Source organism: Flavobacterium sp. LC2016-12, assembly GCF_015351595.1.
In the GTDB taxonomy this organism is placed as follows: domain Bacteria; phylum Bacteroidota; class Bacteroidia; order Flavobacteriales; family Flavobacteriaceae; genus Flavobacterium.
In genome coordinates, this window is sequence record NZ_JADKPT010000001.1 from 1,047,976 (window position 1) to 1,064,498 (window position 16,523).

Annotated in this window: 17 protein-coding genes and 1 tRNA gene; 13 read left to right on the forward strand and 5 right to left on the reverse strand. The window is 32.2% G+C overall.

From position 1 onward, the window contains the following. Positions 1-5: 5 nt before the first annotated feature. From IRZ99_RS04370 to IRZ99_RS04380, 3 genes are all read left to right on the forward strand, one after another. Positions 6-938 (forward strand): transglutaminase, encoded by a 933-nt coding sequence (locus IRZ99_RS04370; RefSeq protein ID WP_194656097.1) that lies wholly within the window; start codon positions 6-8, stop codon positions 936-938. Between the two features lie 137 nt (positions 939-1,075). Further along, positions 1,076-1,447, forward strand: a complete 372-nt coding sequence (locus tag IRZ99_RS04375) for a hypothetical protein (RefSeq protein WP_194656098.1) — start codon at positions 1,076-1,078, stop codon at positions 1,445-1,447. A 148-nt stretch (positions 1,448-1,595) separates the two neighbouring features. Continuing rightward, on the forward strand, positions 1,596-2,018 hold the full coding sequence (locus tag IRZ99_RS04380; RefSeq protein ID WP_194656099.1) for a GNAT family N-acetyltransferase: 423 nt from the start codon (positions 1,596-1,598) through the stop codon (positions 2,016-2,018). A 63-nt stretch (positions 2,019-2,081) separates the two neighbouring features. Here IRZ99_RS04380 and IRZ99_RS04385 read toward each other — a convergent pair whose 3' ends face one another. Beyond that, positions 2,082-3,530, reverse strand: coding sequence for a glycosyltransferase (locus IRZ99_RS04385; RefSeq protein WP_194656100.1), 1,449 nt, complete (start codon positions 3,528-3,530; stop codon positions 2,082-2,084). Positions 3,531-3,817: 287 nt separating this feature from the next. After that, positions 3,818-4,261 carry a PepSY-like domain-containing protein gene (locus IRZ99_RS04390; protein WP_194656101.1) on the reverse strand — a complete coding sequence of 148 codons (444 nt, stop codon included), beginning with the start codon at positions 4,259-4,261 and terminating at the stop codon, positions 3,818-3,820. Positions 4,262-4,402: 141 nt separating this feature from the next. Between IRZ99_RS04390 and IRZ99_RS04395 the strand changes: the two genes are divergently transcribed. From IRZ99_RS04395 to IRZ99_RS04410, 4 genes are all read left to right on the forward strand, one after another. Next, the gene (locus IRZ99_RS04395) at positions 4,403-4,861 is read left to right on the forward strand and encodes a GNAT family N-acetyltransferase (protein WP_194656102.1); all 459 of its coding nucleotides are present in this window, start codon (positions 4,403-4,405) and stop codon (positions 4,859-4,861) included. 21 nt (positions 4,862-4,882) lie between these two features. Further along, positions 4,883-5,344: an SRPBCC family protein gene (locus IRZ99_RS04400; protein ID WP_194656103.1), complete on the forward strand. Its 462-nt coding sequence runs from the start codon at positions 4,883-4,885 to the stop codon at positions 5,342-5,344. Positions 5,345-5,407: 63 nt separating this feature from the next. Beyond that, positions 5,408-5,977, forward strand: coding sequence for a Crp/Fnr family transcriptional regulator (locus IRZ99_RS04405; RefSeq protein ID WP_194656104.1), 570 nt, complete (start codon positions 5,408-5,410; stop codon positions 5,975-5,977). Between the two features lie 78 nt (positions 5,978-6,055). Continuing rightward, positions 6,056-6,793 (forward strand): SDR family oxidoreductase, encoded by a 738-nt coding sequence (locus tag IRZ99_RS04410; RefSeq protein ID WP_194656105.1) that lies wholly within the window; start codon positions 6,056-6,058, stop codon positions 6,791-6,793. 91 nt (positions 6,794-6,884) lie between these two features. Here IRZ99_RS04410 and IRZ99_RS04415 read toward each other — a convergent pair whose 3' ends face one another. Together IRZ99_RS04415 and IRZ99_RS04420 are read right to left on the reverse strand one after the other, a co-directional pair. After that, positions 6,885-7,499: a pyridoxamine 5'-phosphate oxidase family protein gene (locus IRZ99_RS04415; RefSeq protein ID WP_194656106.1), complete on the reverse strand. Its 615-nt coding sequence runs from the start codon at positions 7,497-7,499 to the stop codon at positions 6,885-6,887. A gap of 48 nt (positions 7,500-7,547) precedes the next feature. Further along, the gene (locus tag IRZ99_RS04420; protein WP_194656107.1) at positions 7,548-8,531 is read right to left on the reverse strand and encodes a type I glyceraldehyde-3-phosphate dehydrogenase; all 984 of its coding nucleotides are present in this window, start codon (positions 8,529-8,531) and stop codon (positions 7,548-7,550) included. A 363-nt stretch (positions 8,532-8,894) separates the two neighbouring features. Between IRZ99_RS04420 and IRZ99_RS04425 the strand changes: the two genes are divergently transcribed. The 6 genes from IRZ99_RS04425 (at position 8,895) to IRZ99_RS04450 (ending at position 16,386) form a co-directional block, all read left to right on the forward strand. Then, the gene (locus tag IRZ99_RS04425; RefSeq protein ID WP_194656108.1) at positions 8,895-10,631 is read left to right on the forward strand and encodes an amidohydrolase family protein; all 1,737 of its coding nucleotides are present in this window, start codon (positions 8,895-8,897) and stop codon (positions 10,629-10,631) included. Positions 10,632-10,838: 207 nt separating this feature from the next. Continuing rightward, complete coding sequence (locus tag IRZ99_RS04430) at positions 10,839-11,630, forward strand: TlpA disulfide reductase family protein (RefSeq protein ID WP_194656109.1); 792 nt, start codon at positions 10,839-10,841, stop codon at positions 11,628-11,630. 231 nt (positions 11,631-11,861) lie between these two features. Next, entirely contained in the window at positions 11,862-13,067 is a 1,206-nt protein-coding gene (locus IRZ99_RS04435; protein WP_194656110.1) for an alginate export family protein, read from the forward strand. A 569-nt stretch (positions 13,068-13,636) separates the two neighbouring features. Further along, a complete protein-coding gene (locus IRZ99_RS04440) occupies positions 13,637-14,518 on the forward strand; it encodes an AraC family transcriptional regulator (RefSeq protein ID WP_194656111.1) in 882 nt (293 codons plus the stop codon). Positions 14,519-14,622: 104 nt separating this feature from the next. Then, complete coding sequence (locus tag IRZ99_RS04445) at positions 14,623-15,753, forward strand: aldo/keto reductase (protein WP_228519009.1); 1,131 nt, start codon at positions 14,623-14,625, stop codon at positions 15,751-15,753. Positions 15,754-15,780: 27 nt separating this feature from the next. After that, positions 15,781-16,386, forward strand: a complete 606-nt coding sequence (locus IRZ99_RS04450) for an NAD(P)H-dependent oxidoreductase (RefSeq protein ID WP_194656112.1) — start codon at positions 15,781-15,783, stop codon at positions 16,384-16,386. Positions 16,387-16,449: 63 nt separating this feature from the next. Here the strand turns inward: IRZ99_RS04450 and IRZ99_RS04455 are convergent. Beyond that, a tRNA-Glu gene (locus IRZ99_RS04455) sits at positions 16,450-16,512 on the reverse strand. Between the last annotated feature and the right edge of the window lie 11 nt (positions 16,513-16,523).

The window sequence follows — 16,523 nt, forward strand, 5'->3', positions numbered from 1 at the left end:
TTCTTATGATGAAATTCCCTAAAATCGACTTTCCGCAATTAAAATCCAAATTACAGGTGAAATCACCCTGGGATAGGATTATTATTATGCTGTTGAGTCTTTTAATTACCATTCCGGTTTTCATCATTCTGCATCAAAATTTAATCGATCTAAAATGGGCTTTCAATTTAGATCGTGTTTTTATTTTTATAATCGTTTTCGCGGCTATATTTTTTTCTTTAATGTTGCTGCGAACGATCATTATACTGTGTATTGCCTTGTATTTGTTGATTTTGTTTTACGGAACTGTTATTGGGAATTATGGTTTCAATGAAATTTCGGAAGACTACAATTCGATGATTTATACTATGTCTGATAATCCGTTTCCACAGGATATTATTGCGGCAAAATTGCTTCCTTTTCCAAATAAATCAAAAATTATAAATGCCATAGAATATCAAAATCCGAAAGTTCGAAATTTTGCTATTATGGCCACAACAAAGCATTTTAAGAATGTTAAAGGATATTCAGACTACAGAACCATAATTCAGTGTTTTGCTGTCTTTAAAGAGATTAATAGCCGTTGGAATTATGTAAATGACCCGAAGGAAGGAGACTATATTGCAACTGCCACTGAATCATTGGCTTATTTTTCAGGAGATTGCGACGATCACTCTATCTTAATGGCTGCCGCAGTACGTTCTATTGGGGGAACTCCAAGGCTTATACATACAAAAGGACACATTTATCCTGAAATTCTGATTGGTTCTTTAATTGATTTGGAAAAAGTCAATTATCTTATAAAAAACGTACTTTTTGTAAAGGAAAGTTATGGCAAAAAAATCCATTATCATATAGATGATCGAGGTCAGGTATGGATGAATCTCGACTATACCGCTACTTATCCCGGTGGGCCATTTTTATATGAAGAGATTCTGGGAGCTCTTACCTTAAACTAAGTTTTATCCTTTAAGAGAGAATAGAAAAGCATCTCTTGAATTGGTAAAAGACTAATTATTAGATATTTTCCTAGAAAAATATAAAACGAATATTTTTTTTTTGTAACTTTTCATGTTTAATTTTTAATCTCAAAACCATGAAAAAATCTAAATTATTTGTCCTCGGAATTACATTGTTGACCCTATTAACGATTTCATGCCATAATAAAAGAAATAAATTGGTGAATTCCTGGAAAATAACAGCTGTTGAAAGTAATCACGTAGCACTTACGGATTCAGCAAAACATGTTATTTTAACATCTGGAAACCTAACTTTTACAGAAGATGGGCATGTAACGGGATTCTTATTGCAGCCAATTACAAATGGTACTTATGCCTTAACAAAAAAAGGAAAAAGTTTAGTTATTAAAGACGAAACTGGTACGCCGTTTCCAAGCGAAAGCACTATAACAGATGATGAGCTAATATTAAAATTAAAAGAAGTAAAAATTACACTTAAGAAAATTTAAGAACAAATTCATTTTTCAGCAATTTAAAATAAAAGAATTACATACCACATCAATATAATAAGCTCCTATTAACTTAGTTACTAGGAGCTTATTTATGTTTATAAATATAATATTGTAAATTTGAGTTATTTCAATTTAAATGAAAAAAATGCTTCAAATCGTTGAAAGAAATAAAAACCATATAGCTGATTTACAAAGAATTTTTCTGGAAGTACGGCAAAAAACATTCTACTGGGTAGATACGAAGAATTATAATCTTACCGATTTTGATCATCAAACTGAAGCTGAATTTATTTTAGTTGCTCTTGTTGACGATAAGGTTGTTGGCTTTATTTCGTTTTGGCTTCCGGGAAATTTTATTCATCATTTTTATATTGATGAAGAATATCAACAACGTAAAATTGGAGCAAAACTTCTTGAACAAGCTATTCAGATAATGAAGACTCCTATTACATTAAAATGTTTAGAAAAAAATACCAGAGCTGTTGAATTTTACAAAAATAAAGGTTTTGTTGTAACAGAAAGAGGCGTTTCAGATCATGGCGAGTATCTTTTGTTTACGCTTCATTAAAAGACAATAAAAAGCCCTAAAAACGAAATAGTTCTTAGGGCTCTCTACATTTTTATTTCTAATTTATTTTACTTCAGATAAACCTCTTGTTAACCAACCTCTTTTGTTGGCTGTTGCAATAGCATAAGGTGTAATCCAGAATAAACTAAAAGTATAAAATATGCTGTATGAATATGCCCAGAAAGCTTCTGATAAACTATATCTTTTTGCATAGAATAGAACTGAGAAACTCGAAACTATCAAAATGCTTAAAAGCGTAGAGCTAAAGAATAATATTGGGTGTATCGCTATAAAAAATAGCATAAATAGCAAGAACGGGTAAGCCATAGCGATCTTTAACGATTGATTTAAGAATAAAAGACGGGCACCAAATTTAGATTCCTTTCTAAAATCCTTGAAAACGTATTGTGCCATCATGATATTCTCACGTACATTGCTTCTACCCCATCTGATAAACATTTTGTATAAACCAACGTATTCTTCCGGTACATTAGTAAGAACAACTGCATTTCTTTGGAATAATACATGTAATCCTTGTTTCAGAATCATATTGGTCATGGCACGATCTTCACCAATGTCTGATGGTTGTCCCATAAAGGTTTGATCAATCCATTCCGGCAGACAATTAAGGACAGCATCGCGTCTGTAAGCTGCAGCGGCACCTGGAGTACACAAAACAGAACCCAACATACTCTCAGCAGAACGCATGAATTCAAAACTCATTACAAAACTCACATTTAGCATTTTAGGCAACAGGGCTTTTTTATTATTTAAAACGTGAACATTTCCTGCAACTGCACCGCATTTCTTATCAACTACAAATGGGCTTACAAGATTTCTTAAAGTATCTTTTTTTACAATTGAATCACTATCAACGGTTACAAAAATTTCTCCTGTACCCAATTCAAATCCACGGTATAAAGCATGACGTTTTCCTTTGTTTTCTGGCTGCTGAAAAATCTCCAAACGATCTCCTAATTTTAGTTTAGCTTGTTGCATCCAGTACCAGGTATCATCTTTACTTCCATCATCAATTGCTAGTAATTGTAGTTTTTGTTCCGGAAAATCACTGTCTGCAAGACTTAATAAAGTATCCCATACTAATTTTCCTTCGTTGTATGCCGGGACTATTACAGTACAGGTTGGCAATAGTTCATCTGAAACTGATTCAATCGGTTTGTATTTAAAGTACAAGTATAAATTATAAAGAAATGAACCTGTTTGGAAGAAAAATAAAGCTGCAGTCAGAATTAAAAAAGGCAGACCCCAGGCAGAATTTATTCTGTCTATATGAAACTGATCAAAGTCTGATTGTAATTTATAAACTATAAAAGAGCCCGCAAGCATTAATGCAAATGTACCAAGTAGCACAATAAAACTTAATGGATTTACGTTTTTCTTAAAATCTTTATGAGAATATTGATTGTTTATATTAAAAACTGAGCTGTTTAATGGAAGTTCACTTTTGCTTGAAGTGTAAAATTGTTCCTGAATAATTGTTTCGCTTTTCATAATGGGCAATTGCTGTTTCTTAATGGCTTTTATTAAATTGGCATTCCTTTTGAATATTATTTGATCGTCAAAAAATGATAAAAATTAACTATTCGAAGAAATATGACTATATCCCATTTTACAAGCCTTATGCCATTATCATTTTAAATTGACAATGAGTACTTTAGAGATTTTAAGCTAAAATTGCGTTGTGTAAAGATTACACACTTGTGAAAAGTTTATACTAAAGATTCAAAAAAAAGCCTCCAAATCTCTTGATTTTGGAGGCTTCTCATTTTAGAAAAAGATTACTGGACGTTATTCTTTTTATCTTTTAGAATTTTACCTTCTTTGGTAAATTCAAGGTCAATGTCATTTGTTAAATCAACATCCAAATCCTTGTGGCCATAATCGATATGCGTTATTTTTTCATTTGGATAATTTTTTGAAACATAATCTTTGACAGAGTCTGGAATAAATTCGGTCGGAATGGGTTTATCATCGCCATCAACTTCACGGTACGAACCGTCTTTCCAGAATTCCACTTCAGTTCCGTCTTTTAGTTTCACTTCATATCCTTTTTCACCATGCTCGGCATCTTTTTTAGCAATTTCTACGGAAGTATAACTAAAATGCTTCTTAAGAAATTCCTGTGCCGGTTTAGGCAATTCTGTTGTTTCAATTTTTTTCTGCGCTTTCGCCGATATTACAAAACCTAGTAATAAAACGGCCACTATAATTTTCGTTTTCATGATTTCTATATTTTATTTATCGTATATAGCTAATTTACAACAACTAAAAATACCTTCAAATGAATTTAAGAAAGCTTTAATTTTTTAAAAAGTACTTTTTTATTTATTTTTATTTCTGAAATAATAAATTTAAAATATACAATGACCATAGAAAAAGCCATAAGCAGTGATCATCAAATTTTGACAGATATCACCAAAAAATCAAAGGCTTACTGGGGGTATTCTGATGAACAAATTGAAAAATGGTCCCAATTTTTAACCGTAACTCCCGTTTATATTGATGCAAATGGGGTTTATAAATTGATTATAGAAAAGAAATTGGCAGGCTACTACTCTTTTCTTTACGAGGATGAAAAAACGGTGAAACTGGATAATTTATTTATATTACCGGAATATATCGGGAAAGGGTTTGGGAAAATTTTAATGAGACACTTTTTATTAGAAGTTGAAAAAACAAGCGTTAATAAAATAATCCTTGATTCAGAACCTAATGCAGAATTGTTTTATACAAAATTAGGTTTTGTCAAAACAGGACAAATTGAAACTTCCATTAAAGACAGGTTTATGCCGATAATGGAATTGAATATTAAATCGGAATAATAATTTAAAGAAAAAATTAAAATGGCAACAATAACTTTTCCAACAACTCCTGACTGCGAAATTGTAAGTTCGAGAATTGTAAACTTTTCTCAGGAACTTGTTTTTGAAGCCTGGACAAATCCAGATCATTTAAAAAATTGGTGGGGACCAAAAGGATTTACCAACACATTTGAAGAATTTGACCTTAGACCTGGCGGCAGATGGAAATTTGTAATGCACGCACCGGAGCAAGGAAATTTTCAAAATGAATGTGAGTTTGTGAAAATTGAAAAACCTACGGAAATAGCATGGATTCGCATTTCTAAACCTTTATTCAATATAGTAGCAACATTTGAAAAAGTAGCTAACGAGAAAACACAAATTGTTTTCAGAATGGTTTTTGAAACCGCTGAAGAGTGCTCCAAACTTAGACCATTTGTGGTAGATAAAAATGAAGAAAATTTTGATCGTCTTGAAGTCGAGTTGAGTAAAATGACCTTATAAAATTATTCCTCATTATTTGTCAAATGGCAAATAATAAAAAAACAACTTTGACTAACTTGCAGTATGAAAGAGTTTATAGAATATATACTGCAATTTGGAAACTTAAACCAACAGCAACTTGATTTAATTTCAAAAAAGGCGACAGAAAAAATCCTCCTAAAGGACGAATATTTTTCTGAAGCAGGAAAAATTGCTCAGGAAGTCGGCTTTGTTTTAGAAGGAATCATAAGAGTTTGTTACTACAATAACAAAGGTGAAGAAATTACCAAATATTTTATTGATGAAAACAATCTGGTCGTTGATCTGGAGAGTTTTAACAATGATATTTGTTCCAATGCTTACGTGCAAGCAATCACCGACTGTAAAATGCTGGTTTTTTCTAAAAAAGACTGGAAAGAACTTTTAGATATTATCATTCCGTGGGATGCTATTGTAAATAAAATTACTTCAAGAGCACTGATCCAGAAAATAGAAAGAAGAAGCCCGTTGGTTTCAGAAGATGCTACAACCCGCTATTTGATGTTTCTCAAAATTTATCCCAATGTGGTCAACCGTATTCCACTTTCTTATATCGCTTCTTATTTAGGCATTACGCAATCTTCTTTGAGCCGTATCAGAAAAAATATTCGCTAAAATGCTTTTTGTCATTTGGCAAATGATTTGGTTTTTAAAGGATGCAACTTTGCTTCAATAATTTTAAACAATAAAAAGATGAAGATCGTATTAATTACAGGAGCTAATAGAAGCATTGGATTAGAAATAACTAAACAACTTTCTAAAAAAGGTTTATTCGTTTATTTAGGAGCTCGTGACCTTGAAAAAGGTAATGCAGTCGTGCAGGAATTAAAAAAAGAAGGATTCGAAAACATCAAAGCAATTGAAATTGATGTTACAAAACCAGAATCTATATCGGCTGCAAAAAGTATTGTAGAAAAAGAACAAGGAAAATTAGATATTCTGATAAACAATGCTGGTATCAGCGGAGAATTTCCTCAAAGTGCTTCAACTGCATCAATTACAGCAATTCAGAATGTTTTTGACACTAACTTTTTTGGTGTAATTAGTGTTACGCAGGCATTTTTAGAATTGCTTAAAAAATCAGAAGTGCCAAGAATCACTAATATCACTTCTGGTTTGGGATCTTTGACCTTGCATAGTGACCCAAGTTGGAAATATTATAATTTTAAAGCAACGGGTTACATGACTTCAAAAGCAGCTTTAAACGCTTATACTATTGCATTAGCCTATGAACTTAAAGATTTATCTTTCAAAGTAAATGTTATCGATCCTGGTTATACTGCGACAGATTTCAATCACCACAGCGGCCCTGGAACTGTTGAAAGTGCTGCTGCTTTTATCATCAAACATACAGTAACAGATGAAAATGGACCTAATGGAATGTTTTTTAGTAATGATATTGAAGATGAAAGCGGAGTTAGTCCGTGGTAAAAATTTAGTTAACTTTTATTTGCAAAACCTCCATTACTTTTAATGGAGGTTTTTCTATTGTAAAGCCAAAATATCAATATTCATATCTGTTTTATTTACCTGATAATTTCAATTCGAGTTCCTTTACTTTATTTTCAAGTTCATTGATGTATTTTTTTTGAGGCAATAAAGCTTCCTCTATTTCTTCTGTTGAATAACGTGGCGTAATATGCTGTGGGCAATTCCAGTCATAAGCCTGAATTTCAAAAATCATCATTCTTTCAGGGCGAAATTTGTAATCATCAGGTTTTAAAGTATTGTATAAGGATTCATTATCTTTTAATTCAACAATTTTTGCATGTGCATAAAGTTTTAGACGGGCTCTATGTGGGTATGAAACCATAATAAGTGCTACTTTTTCGTTTTTAGAAATATTACCGGTTGAAATATATTGTCTGTTGCCAGAAAAGTCAACTATCCCAATCGTTTTATTATCTAGTACTTTAATAAATCCCGTAGGGCCGCCACGATGCTGAATGTAGGGGTATTCATTTTCTCCAAAACTCGCCATATAAAAACTATCTCTGTCGCTAATGAATCTAATCTCATTTTCTGTCAATCCATCCACAACTGACATTTTTTCCATTCGATCATAAGAATTCCTGCTTCCGGCTTCTTCCTGAATCTTTTTAATATTATCTGTAAAGGCTAATTGTGCGTAGTTCATAATTGATGTTCTAGATTTTATAACTTATTTTTTAAAAAAAATTCACCTTTATAATTCCTGAATTTGTCTGATCATTTGGTTAGTAAAGCCCCATTCATTGTCATACCACGCCATTACTTTTACGAGATCTCCATCAACTACTCTTGTCATTTCTAAATCGACAGTAGCAGCAAAAGGGCTTTGTATAATATCTGTAGAAACCAGCGGTTCATCAGTCACGGCCACTACTTTATGATAGCGATCCGTTTTTGATTCTTCGATTAAAATGGAATTAATTTCGTCAACAGTGGTTGGTTTTTCGGTTACAAAAGTAATGTCCGATATTGAGCCAACGGGAACTGGAACTCTCACTGCAACACCATCAAATTTACCTAAATATTGCGGTAAAGCTTTTGTTGTTGCTATTGCAGCTCCCGTTGCAGCTGGCGCTAAATTGATTCCTGCTGTTCGTCCCATTCTTGGTTCTTTCTTAGACGGAGCATCAACCAATGTTTGTGATGCTGTGTAAGCATGAGTTGTATTTAAAATGGCTTTTTTAATTCCAATTCTTCGTCCTAAAATTTCAATAATCGGACTTATATTATTCGTGGTACAGCTGGCACATGAAAACACGGCCACTTTTCCATCTTCAGTATTTACACCATGAACCACCGTTGGTGTATCTTTAGTTGGTCCTGAAATGACAACGAATTTAGATCCGGCTGTTAAATGTTTCTCTGCATCTGCTTTATTGGTAAAGAACCCTGTACTTTCGATTACAACATCTACCTGCAACTCTTTCCATGGGAGTTCTGCAGGATCTTTTATTGCGGTATATCTTATTTTATGCTCGTCAACCAATATAAAATCGCCTTCAAAACTTACTTTCTTATTAAACTTACCGTATATGCTATCGTATTTTAATAAGTAAACTGCATTTTCAATTGTCATTAAATCATTAATTCCTACCACTTCTAAATCTGGCGTATCCAAAATTATTTTTAATGATGATCTTCCAATTCTGCCAAAACCATTAATTGCTATTTTTTTCATGTTGTTTGATTTTAATTATATAAGACACTACAAAATTCCATTTATTTCTGTCATTGGGGTTTGACAAATTTTCTCGAAGAGTTGGCTGTTTTTCCTTAAGATGTGGAAGAATTTTCAACTCTTTTTATTACTAAAATGAGAATTAATAAATATACAACTTTAATAATCAAGAAAGTAAATAGTTTTTATTATGAAATATTTAAATCTTGCAGATTGAAAAAGTCAGCCAATTATAGATCATATCACACAATTGACTTAATAATCGAGAATAAAGATATTTCTTATATTCGTTAAATCTAATTGATATAATGTCAGTTTAATTGGCTTTTATTTGAATTAGAGAAACAATTAACAAAGGCCATTATGATAAAGAAATTCCTTTTTACAGCCCTATTTTTAGTTTTGTTTTCTCCACTTTTTGCCCAAACTTACATAACCAATGTAACAGTAGCTGATGTTGAAAAACAAAAACTAATTCCTAACCAGACCGTAATTATTACGAATGATTTAATTTCTAAAATTCAATCCACTAAGATAAAAATTCCTGCGAATGCAACTGTGATTGACGGAAAAGGTAAATATCTCTTTCCGGGACTCACAGATTCCCACGTGCATTTTTTTCAGAATGGCGGTCTGTACACGCGCCCGGATGTTATTAATTTAAGAAATGAAGTTCCTTATGAAAAGGAAATGAAATTAGCACATCAAACTATGGAAGATAAGCTGAAAAGATATCTTCAAAATGGTATTACCAATGTCATTGATGTTGGAGCGTCATACAGTTATCTAAAGCAGAGAGAATTATTCAAAAATAAAGAGTATGCGTCAAGTATCAATATGACAGGACCTTTATTGACAACCTATGAACCTGAGATATATAAAAATCTAAAAGACGAAGCACCATTTAGTTTAGTAAAAACTGTTGATGACGGAATAAAAATGGTTCAGGAACAATTGCCTTATGGCCCTGATTTCATCAAGATTTGGTACATTGTAGGTGCAGATGGTTTAGAAACGGAAGCGAGTGCCAGAAAAAATTTGCCTATTATTAAAGCTATTATTGACGAAGCGCACAAAAACAATTTAAAAGTAGCGGTTCATGCAACAGAGAGAATTACTGCACAATTAGCAGTAGAGAACGGTTGTGATTTTCTGGTACATAGCGTTGATGACGAAATAGTAAAAGACGATTTTGTGCAATTACTAAAGAAGAATAAAACGGTACTCTGCCCTACTTTAGAAGTTTCTAATGGTTACGAAAATACTCTGGGACAAAAATTAAAAATAAGCAATCATGAATTGCAAACTGCAGATCCTTTTCAGTTAGGGACACTTTTAGATCTTAGACATTTATCTGATACTGTACTTGTCAATAAGTATAAAAAACATATGAATTCAGAGAAAGAAATAGCCAGAATGACAAAAGTTAATACAATCAGTTCAGAAAATCTTAAAAAATTAGCTGATGCCGGTGTTTTAATAGCTACGGGAACAGATGCCGGAAACATTGGTACTTTGCATGCGTCTTCTTATTTAAACGAACTAATAGCGATGCAAAAAAGCGGTATGAGTAATTGGAAAATCATTCAGGCTTCGACGATTAACGGAGCCAAAATTTTAAATAAAGAAAACATATTTGGAACCGTCTCTGTTGGGAAAAAAGCAAATCTGATATTACTGAATGCCAATCCTGTTGATACTATTGAAAACTTCTCAAAAATAGATCGTGTTATTAATAATGGAGTCGTTTTTAAACCCGAATCAATTATCGAAGAAACTCCGCTTGCATTGGTACAGAGACAATTAAATGCTTATAATTTAAGAAATATAGATGCTTTTTTAGAACCCTATGCCGAAGATGTTGAAATTTATAATTACCAGGATAAATTAATAGAAAAAGGAAAGGCAGAAATGCGAAAAAATTACGCAGCAATGTTTGAAAAAGTTCCTAATTTACATTGTGAATTACTGGGCCGAATTGTTCAGGGGAATACCGTGATAGATAAAGAACGTGTTCAATTTGGAAAAGAAATTGTAGAAGCGGTTGCTATTTATCATATTGAAAACAATAAGATTAAAAAGGTTTATTTTATTGATTAAAGGGAAGAAAACATCTTAAAATAAAAAAGAGAAATTGTAAAATAATGTTCGGTTAGTAAAACTTCATTACAAAATAATGGAGTTTTTTTATTCGTAAGGAACCCATTTATTGGCAAATTTTTAGGATATTTTTAATAAAGATAATTCCTATATTCACCAAAAAGTAAACTATCATAATAAAAATAACTATCTCAAAACCAAATAAACATGAAAAAACTATTTCTTTTGGCCCTTATAATAATTTCTCAATCCTTTTACGGGCAAAATAAAGATGTCAAAAAACCTGAATATGTAATTATCGCAAACAATGAGATTGTCTCAATGGAAACGGTTGAAAAGTATGGTGCCGAAGGTTATGTTAAATCAATGACTAAAGGGGTTTCTGAAGAGAAAAGAAATGAATTAGCCAGTAAGTTTGGAGATAAAATTGGAGATAAGGAATTCATAATTTTAATTGGAATTTATACGGAACAGGAAAAAATAGAAAATGAGAAAAAAATGAGTTCCCAACCAGTAGAAGGCAAAACTGTAGTTAAAGCAGATGAAAAAGAATATATTTTAAACGTAAATGATAATGCAAAAGATTTTACTTTAAAATTGGTTGATGGTAAGGAGATAAAACTTTCTGATTTAAAAGGGAAAGTTGTTTTAGTGAATTTTTGGGCAACCTGGTGTGCACCTTGCCTAATGGAATTTTATGATATTCCATCAAAAATCATCGAGCCATTTAAAAAAGATGATTTTGTGTTTTTAGCTATATCCAGTGGAGAAACACAGGAAAAAGTATTGAATAAAGTAACCAAACTAAGAAAAGACGGAATTGACTTTAACTATGGCGTTGATTCAGATCGAAAAATTTGGAATGAATATGCCACCGCTTCTATTCCTAAAAACTTTTTAATAGATCAAAACGGCGTTATTAAATTTGTTGCAACAGGAAATGCTCCTGGTAATTTAGAGAATATAGCGACAGAGATTAGAAAATTGTTGGCTAAATAAATAGATCAGGCATTATAGAAAAGAATAGAAAAGACTCCAATTAAACGTTGGAGTTTTTTTATGTCTCAAATATTAAATGAAAATTGATTATTATTGTGTTTCATACTAAATCTATAGAATAAAAGAATTATGATACTAAAAACGTTAATAAAAGCAAACCCGCTATTACTTTTTTTTATCATATTTCAGCTTAATGCGCAGCAAACAGATAGTTTGACACGGCAGTTTATAATGGATATAGAAATAAGGCCTCGAGCCGAATATACTTCAAATTATATACTCCCTCCCAATGATTCCATTGATCCCTATTTCTATATTACACAGAGAAACAGAATTTCGATGCAATACGCAAGAGAAAAATGGCTAATCAAATCCGATGTGCAGGAAATTCATCTTTGGGATCAGAATAATAAAGCTTCTAAAGTAGGAAGTATTAATTTTTATCAGTTGTTTCTTGAAACGAAATTTAAATCGTTCAATTTTAGATTAGGAAGGCAAAGTATCTTATTAGATAATGGGAGACTTTTCTCTGATGCACCATGGGCCCAGCAAGGAAGGGCTCATGAAGGGATACGCGTGATGAAGTATTCGAAACATATTTCAAATGATTTTTTCTTTTTGTTTACTCGCAACTATAATGAAGAATTTGAACCATCTTATTCTCCAGTTGCTTCAAATCGTTACAAATACCTGTTAACGAATAATTTTCATTATAATTCTGATAGATATTTTTCTTTTAATTCACTGAATATTGTTGATTTTTTAAAAAGTACAACCTCAGAAGAAATGTATACTCGTGCAACTACTGGCGGAAGGATTGAGTTTAAAACAAAACAATGGTATTATACACTTAACTCCTATTTACAATTTGGGAAAAACCCGAAAGGTCAAAAATTGTTTGCTTACTATCTTCAGCCCGAAATTCGATTAACTCTTAAAAATTCAATCTGGAGACTGGGTGCTGAAATCATTAGTGGAAGCAACTCTTCATTAGCTACAAACGAATCGGGAGATTTTGATGTTTTATATGGCGTAACATGGAAATTTAATGGAAATATGAATGTATTTACCCGTTTCCCTACTGATGTTGGCGGAAAAGGTCTGGTGAATCCCTATTTATTCGCTACAATACCAATAAATAGTAAATTATCACTTCGTTCCGATTTTCATCTTTTCTATAATCAATACCCTTTAATTAGCAATTTAGGCCAACCAGTGTCAAAGTTTCTCGGATTTGAAAATGACTTTTCAATGAAATATATACCCGTTAGGCAATTAGAAATAAATTATGCTTTTTCATTTTATAAGTCAACTGAATCAATGAAATACTTAGCAAAAATACAAGATCAAAACAAGTTAGCACTGTGGAGTTATCTGATGATATCTTATTCTTTTAATGCTGTAAATACGAAACATTATAAAAATAGCATTAGGTAATTCTAACTTAGAATCATTGCTAAATATTGGTAAAATATAAAAGTATACCACATAATTATTTTTGGCCACAGCGAACACATAGGTTTTTATCTAAGAATGCCTTAGAAAGCACGGAGTTCGCACAGCTAAATTAAAACAAACCTCTGTATCCCGAGACTTTGCAATGCCTTTACTAAAAACTTAGAGTAAAAAAACTTAGCGTTATTTGCGTTATTTTTTTCTCTTCACAGATTTTCTGTTGACTCAAATTTTTACACCCGATACAATAAAATTACTGGAGATTTTGAACAAAAAACTACTTAATTTCTTAAGGAGTTTTTTGGTGGTCCTTACGAACCTGTTTACGAACTATCTTTTGCATGATTTGAAGAAAATTTCGATAAAATAATTTATTTAAACATGTACTTACCTTGAAACATAAGCTAGTTATCGCAAAGATATTTCTTATATTAGCCTAATCAGAATCTAATTTCTGGCTTAAAACATAATAATTGTTTTTCAGTACTGCAATTTAATGATCTACAAACAATTGATCTGAAGTTTTCGTCAGAATCAAAAAACAAACACTAATGAAACTTTTTAGAGACTTCAAATCGTACAATGATTACATTGGTTTGAATAAACCATTGGACAACGATATTGATGTTGGATACTACGACCCGCCAAACATGCTTTTGAAATCAGAAGCGGTTATGGTTGATTTTTACAGAATATCAATCAAAATAAATTTTAAGAGTAAAATTACACCTAAGGAGAAACCAATTAATGCTGTGTTTTTTAATAGTCCTGAGTTAGTTTTGACTACAGGCTGGGATGTTGAACCAACATATACTGGAATGTATTTACAGCTTTCCAAAAAAATAATTGAGGAAAACCGTTTTTTATTCAAAACCTATTTAGACTATGGACAACACGAGGCATTATATTTAACAGAAGAAGAAATACAAGAAATTAGTCTGGTTTTTAAACTAATGATAAAATATTACGAAAGCGATAAAAAACATTTTGCCGTTCTACTTTCCTATGTTAATGTTTTGGTTTCGTTAGTTGAAGCATTTTACAAAAGACAGTTTTCAACGGATCCAAAACAATATAATCACATCATATCTGAATTTCAACAAAGTTTAATTGATTATTACAACCAACCTGTCTCTCAAATTCCGAATGTTCAATATTTTGCCGATAAATTAGGACTAACCGCTAATTATTTGGGCGATATTGTAAAACATTTTACTCAAAAATCTACACTTGAAACTATTCATGAATTTGTTATAAGGAAAGCGAAAGAACTTTTGGAACAAAATCCTCAAATGAAAACTGCAGAAGTAGCTTATGAATTAGGTTTTGAATATCCCAATTATTTTTCAAAGTTTTTCAAAAAACAAGTTAATCTCACACCAAAAGAATACCGATTGCAACTTGTTCAAATCAATAAAAAAACGCCCTTGTAAGATGGCGTTTTTTGTTATCCGTAATTTGTATCCTTTTTATTAGTGATCCGTTTCCTTTGCTTCTCTAGGTTGCACTTAAATTTGTATCATTAAAAAAAATAAAGATGAAAGACGAAGAAAATTCAAGAAGGAAATTTATTCAACAAACGTCACTTGCTGCTGCTGGTTTGCTATTTGCGCCAAATTTATTGTCAGCGACGAATACTTCATTATATACAAAACAAATTAATGATAATAAAAACAACAATATGAAAACAAGAAAACTCGGAACTCTGGAAGTTTCAGAAATTGGTCTTGGATGCATGAATATGGTAGGAAACTACAACCCGCCTGCAAATCATCAACAATCTATTAAAACCATACGTACGGCATTTGAAAATGGAGTACGATTCTTTGATACAGCAGAAGTTTATGGTCCTTACACAGATGAAAAATTGGTTGGTGAAGCGCTGGCGCCTTTTCGTAATGAAGTCAAAATTGCCACAAAATTTGGGTTTGCAATCGATGGTACTATTGGATTAGACAGCAGGCCAGAACGAATCAGGAAAGTTGTTGAAGAATCACTTACGCGTCTGAGCACCGATCATATTGATCTATATTATCAACACCGCGTTGATCCGAACGTGCCAATCGAAGAAGTTGCGGGCACTATTAAAGACCTTATTCAGCAAGGCAAAGTTTTGCATTTTGGACTTTCCGAAGCTAGTGCTAAAACAATTCAACGTGCACATGCCGTTCAAAAAGTATCCGCTGTTCAGTCAGAATATTCATTGTGGACACGTAATGTCGAGTTAAATGGAGTGCTTAAAACATGTGAAGATTTAGGGATCGGATTCGTTCCTTGGTCTCCTCTAGGTGCGGGCTTTTTGACTGGTAAATACGATACAACCACTAAATTCGACAAAGAATCAGATTTCCGAGCGGGCTTTCCTCGTTTTTCAAAAGAATTTTTATCACTGAACATGCCAATGATAGAGTGGCTAAAAGAGTATGCTAAAAAAAAGAATGCAACACCTGCTCAAATTGCCCTAGCGTGGTTACTGGCTAAAAGCCCTAATATTGTTCCAATTCCAGGCACTCGTACTGAGGAACATTTATTGGAAAATCTTGGCGCGTCAAAAATTCATTTAACAAAGGAAGATATTCAAGGTATAGATATCTGTTTTACAAAATTCCCAATATATGGCGATCGTATGGGCGAAGCACATATGAGTTCAATAGATTATACAATTTAATTACAAAATCGAGAAATTATAATAAAGATGAAAAAGGTATTATTAATCAATACACATTTAACGTATCCAAATTGGTCAGAAGGATTATTAAACGATGCTTTCAACCAAAAAGCTAAAGATTTTTTTGAATCAAAAGATTTTGAAATTTTAGAAACGAAAGTAGAAGACGGCTACGACGCAGATGAAGAAGTAGAAAAACATCTCCAAGCTGATATTATCATTCTTCAAACACCTGTCAATTGGTTTGGTGCGCCATGGATTTATAAAAAATATGTAGATGAAGTTTTCAATAGCGGACTACATAGTCAAAAGTTTCTTTCAGGAGATGGCAGAACCAGAGATGATTTAACCAAGCAATACGGAACAGGTGGAAAGATGCAAGGAAAAAAGTTTATGATTTGTGCTACTTTTAATGCACCCACTGAAAGTTTTGACAATCCTTTGCAGTCCCTGATGCAAGGAAAAGGAACTGAAGATTTATTTTTAAATATTACAAGTAATTATCGTTTTTGTGGTGTAGAAATTTTAAAAGGGTATAACTCTTTTGATATTTTTAAAGATGGGGATATTGCTAATGATTTAGCAAATTACCCTAAATATTTAGAAAAAATGTATGGGTTAATAGTGATTTAATCAATTCTGAGGAACAAAACAAACTACTTTTTGGTGGGCGATGATAGCTTGTTCCGATTCATTGGAAGGTTCGAACCCCCGACCACTTCCGATTGAAAATCGGAATGCTCTGAAACCAGCTGAGATAATCTTTAATC

Bases quoted from the DNA above. Each gene is read 5' to 3' on its own strand.
- IRZ99_RS04430 (WP_194656109.1), top strand. From the start codon at position 10,839: ATGAAAAAACTATTTCTTTTGGCCCTTATAATAATTTCTCAATCCTTT.
- IRZ99_RS04415 (WP_194656106.1), bottom strand. From the start codon at position 7,499: ATGAACTACGCACAATTAGCCTTTACAGATAATATTAAAAAGATTCAG.
- IRZ99_RS04385 (WP_194656100.1), bottom strand. From the start codon at position 3,530: ATGAAAAGCGAAACAATTATTCAGGAACAATTTTACACTTCAAGCAAA.
- IRZ99_RS04425 (WP_194656108.1), top strand. From the start codon at position 8,895: ATGATAAAGAAATTCCTTTTTACAGCCCTATTTTTAGTTTTGTTTTCT.
- IRZ99_RS04380 (WP_194656099.1), top strand. From the start codon at position 1,596: ATGCTTCAAATCGTTGAAAGAAATAAAAACCATATAGCTGATTTACAA.
- IRZ99_RS04395 (WP_194656102.1), top strand. From the start codon at position 4,403: ATGACCATAGAAAAAGCCATAAGCAGTGATCATCAAATTTTGACAGAT.
- IRZ99_RS04440 (WP_194656111.1), top strand. From the start codon at position 13,637: ATGAAACTTTTTAGAGACTTCAAATCGTACAATGATTACATTGGTTTG.
- IRZ99_RS04445 (WP_228519009.1), top strand. From the start codon at position 14,623: ATGAAAGACGAAGAAAATTCAAGAAGGAAATTTATTCAACAAACGTCA.
- IRZ99_RS04400 (WP_194656103.1), top strand. From the start codon at position 4,883: ATGGCAACAATAACTTTTCCAACAACTCCTGACTGCGAAATTGTAAGT.
- IRZ99_RS04390 (WP_194656101.1), bottom strand. From the start codon at position 4,261: ATGAAAACGAAAATTATAGTGGCCGTTTTATTACTAGGTTTTGTAATA.
- IRZ99_RS04420 (WP_194656107.1), bottom strand. From the start codon at position 8,531: ATGAAAAAAATAGCAATTAATGGTTTTGGCAGAATTGGAAGATCATCA.
- IRZ99_RS04370 (WP_194656097.1), top strand. From the start codon at position 6: ATGATGAAATTCCCTAAAATCGACTTTCCGCAATTAAAATCCAAATTA.
- IRZ99_RS04435 (WP_194656110.1), top strand. From the start codon at position 11,862: ATGGATATAGAAATAAGGCCTCGAGCCGAATATACTTCAAATTATATA.
- IRZ99_RS04410 (WP_194656105.1), top strand. From the start codon at position 6,056: ATGAAGATCGTATTAATTACAGGAGCTAATAGAAGCATTGGATTAGAA.
- IRZ99_RS04405 (WP_194656104.1), top strand. From the start codon at position 5,408: ATGAAAGAGTTTATAGAATATATACTGCAATTTGGAAACTTAAACCAA.
- IRZ99_RS04375 (WP_194656098.1), top strand. From the start codon at position 1,076: ATGAAAAAATCTAAATTATTTGTCCTCGGAATTACATTGTTGACCCTA.
- IRZ99_RS04450 (WP_194656112.1), top strand. From the start codon at position 15,781: ATGAAAAAGGTATTATTAATCAATACACATTTAACGTATCCAAATTGG.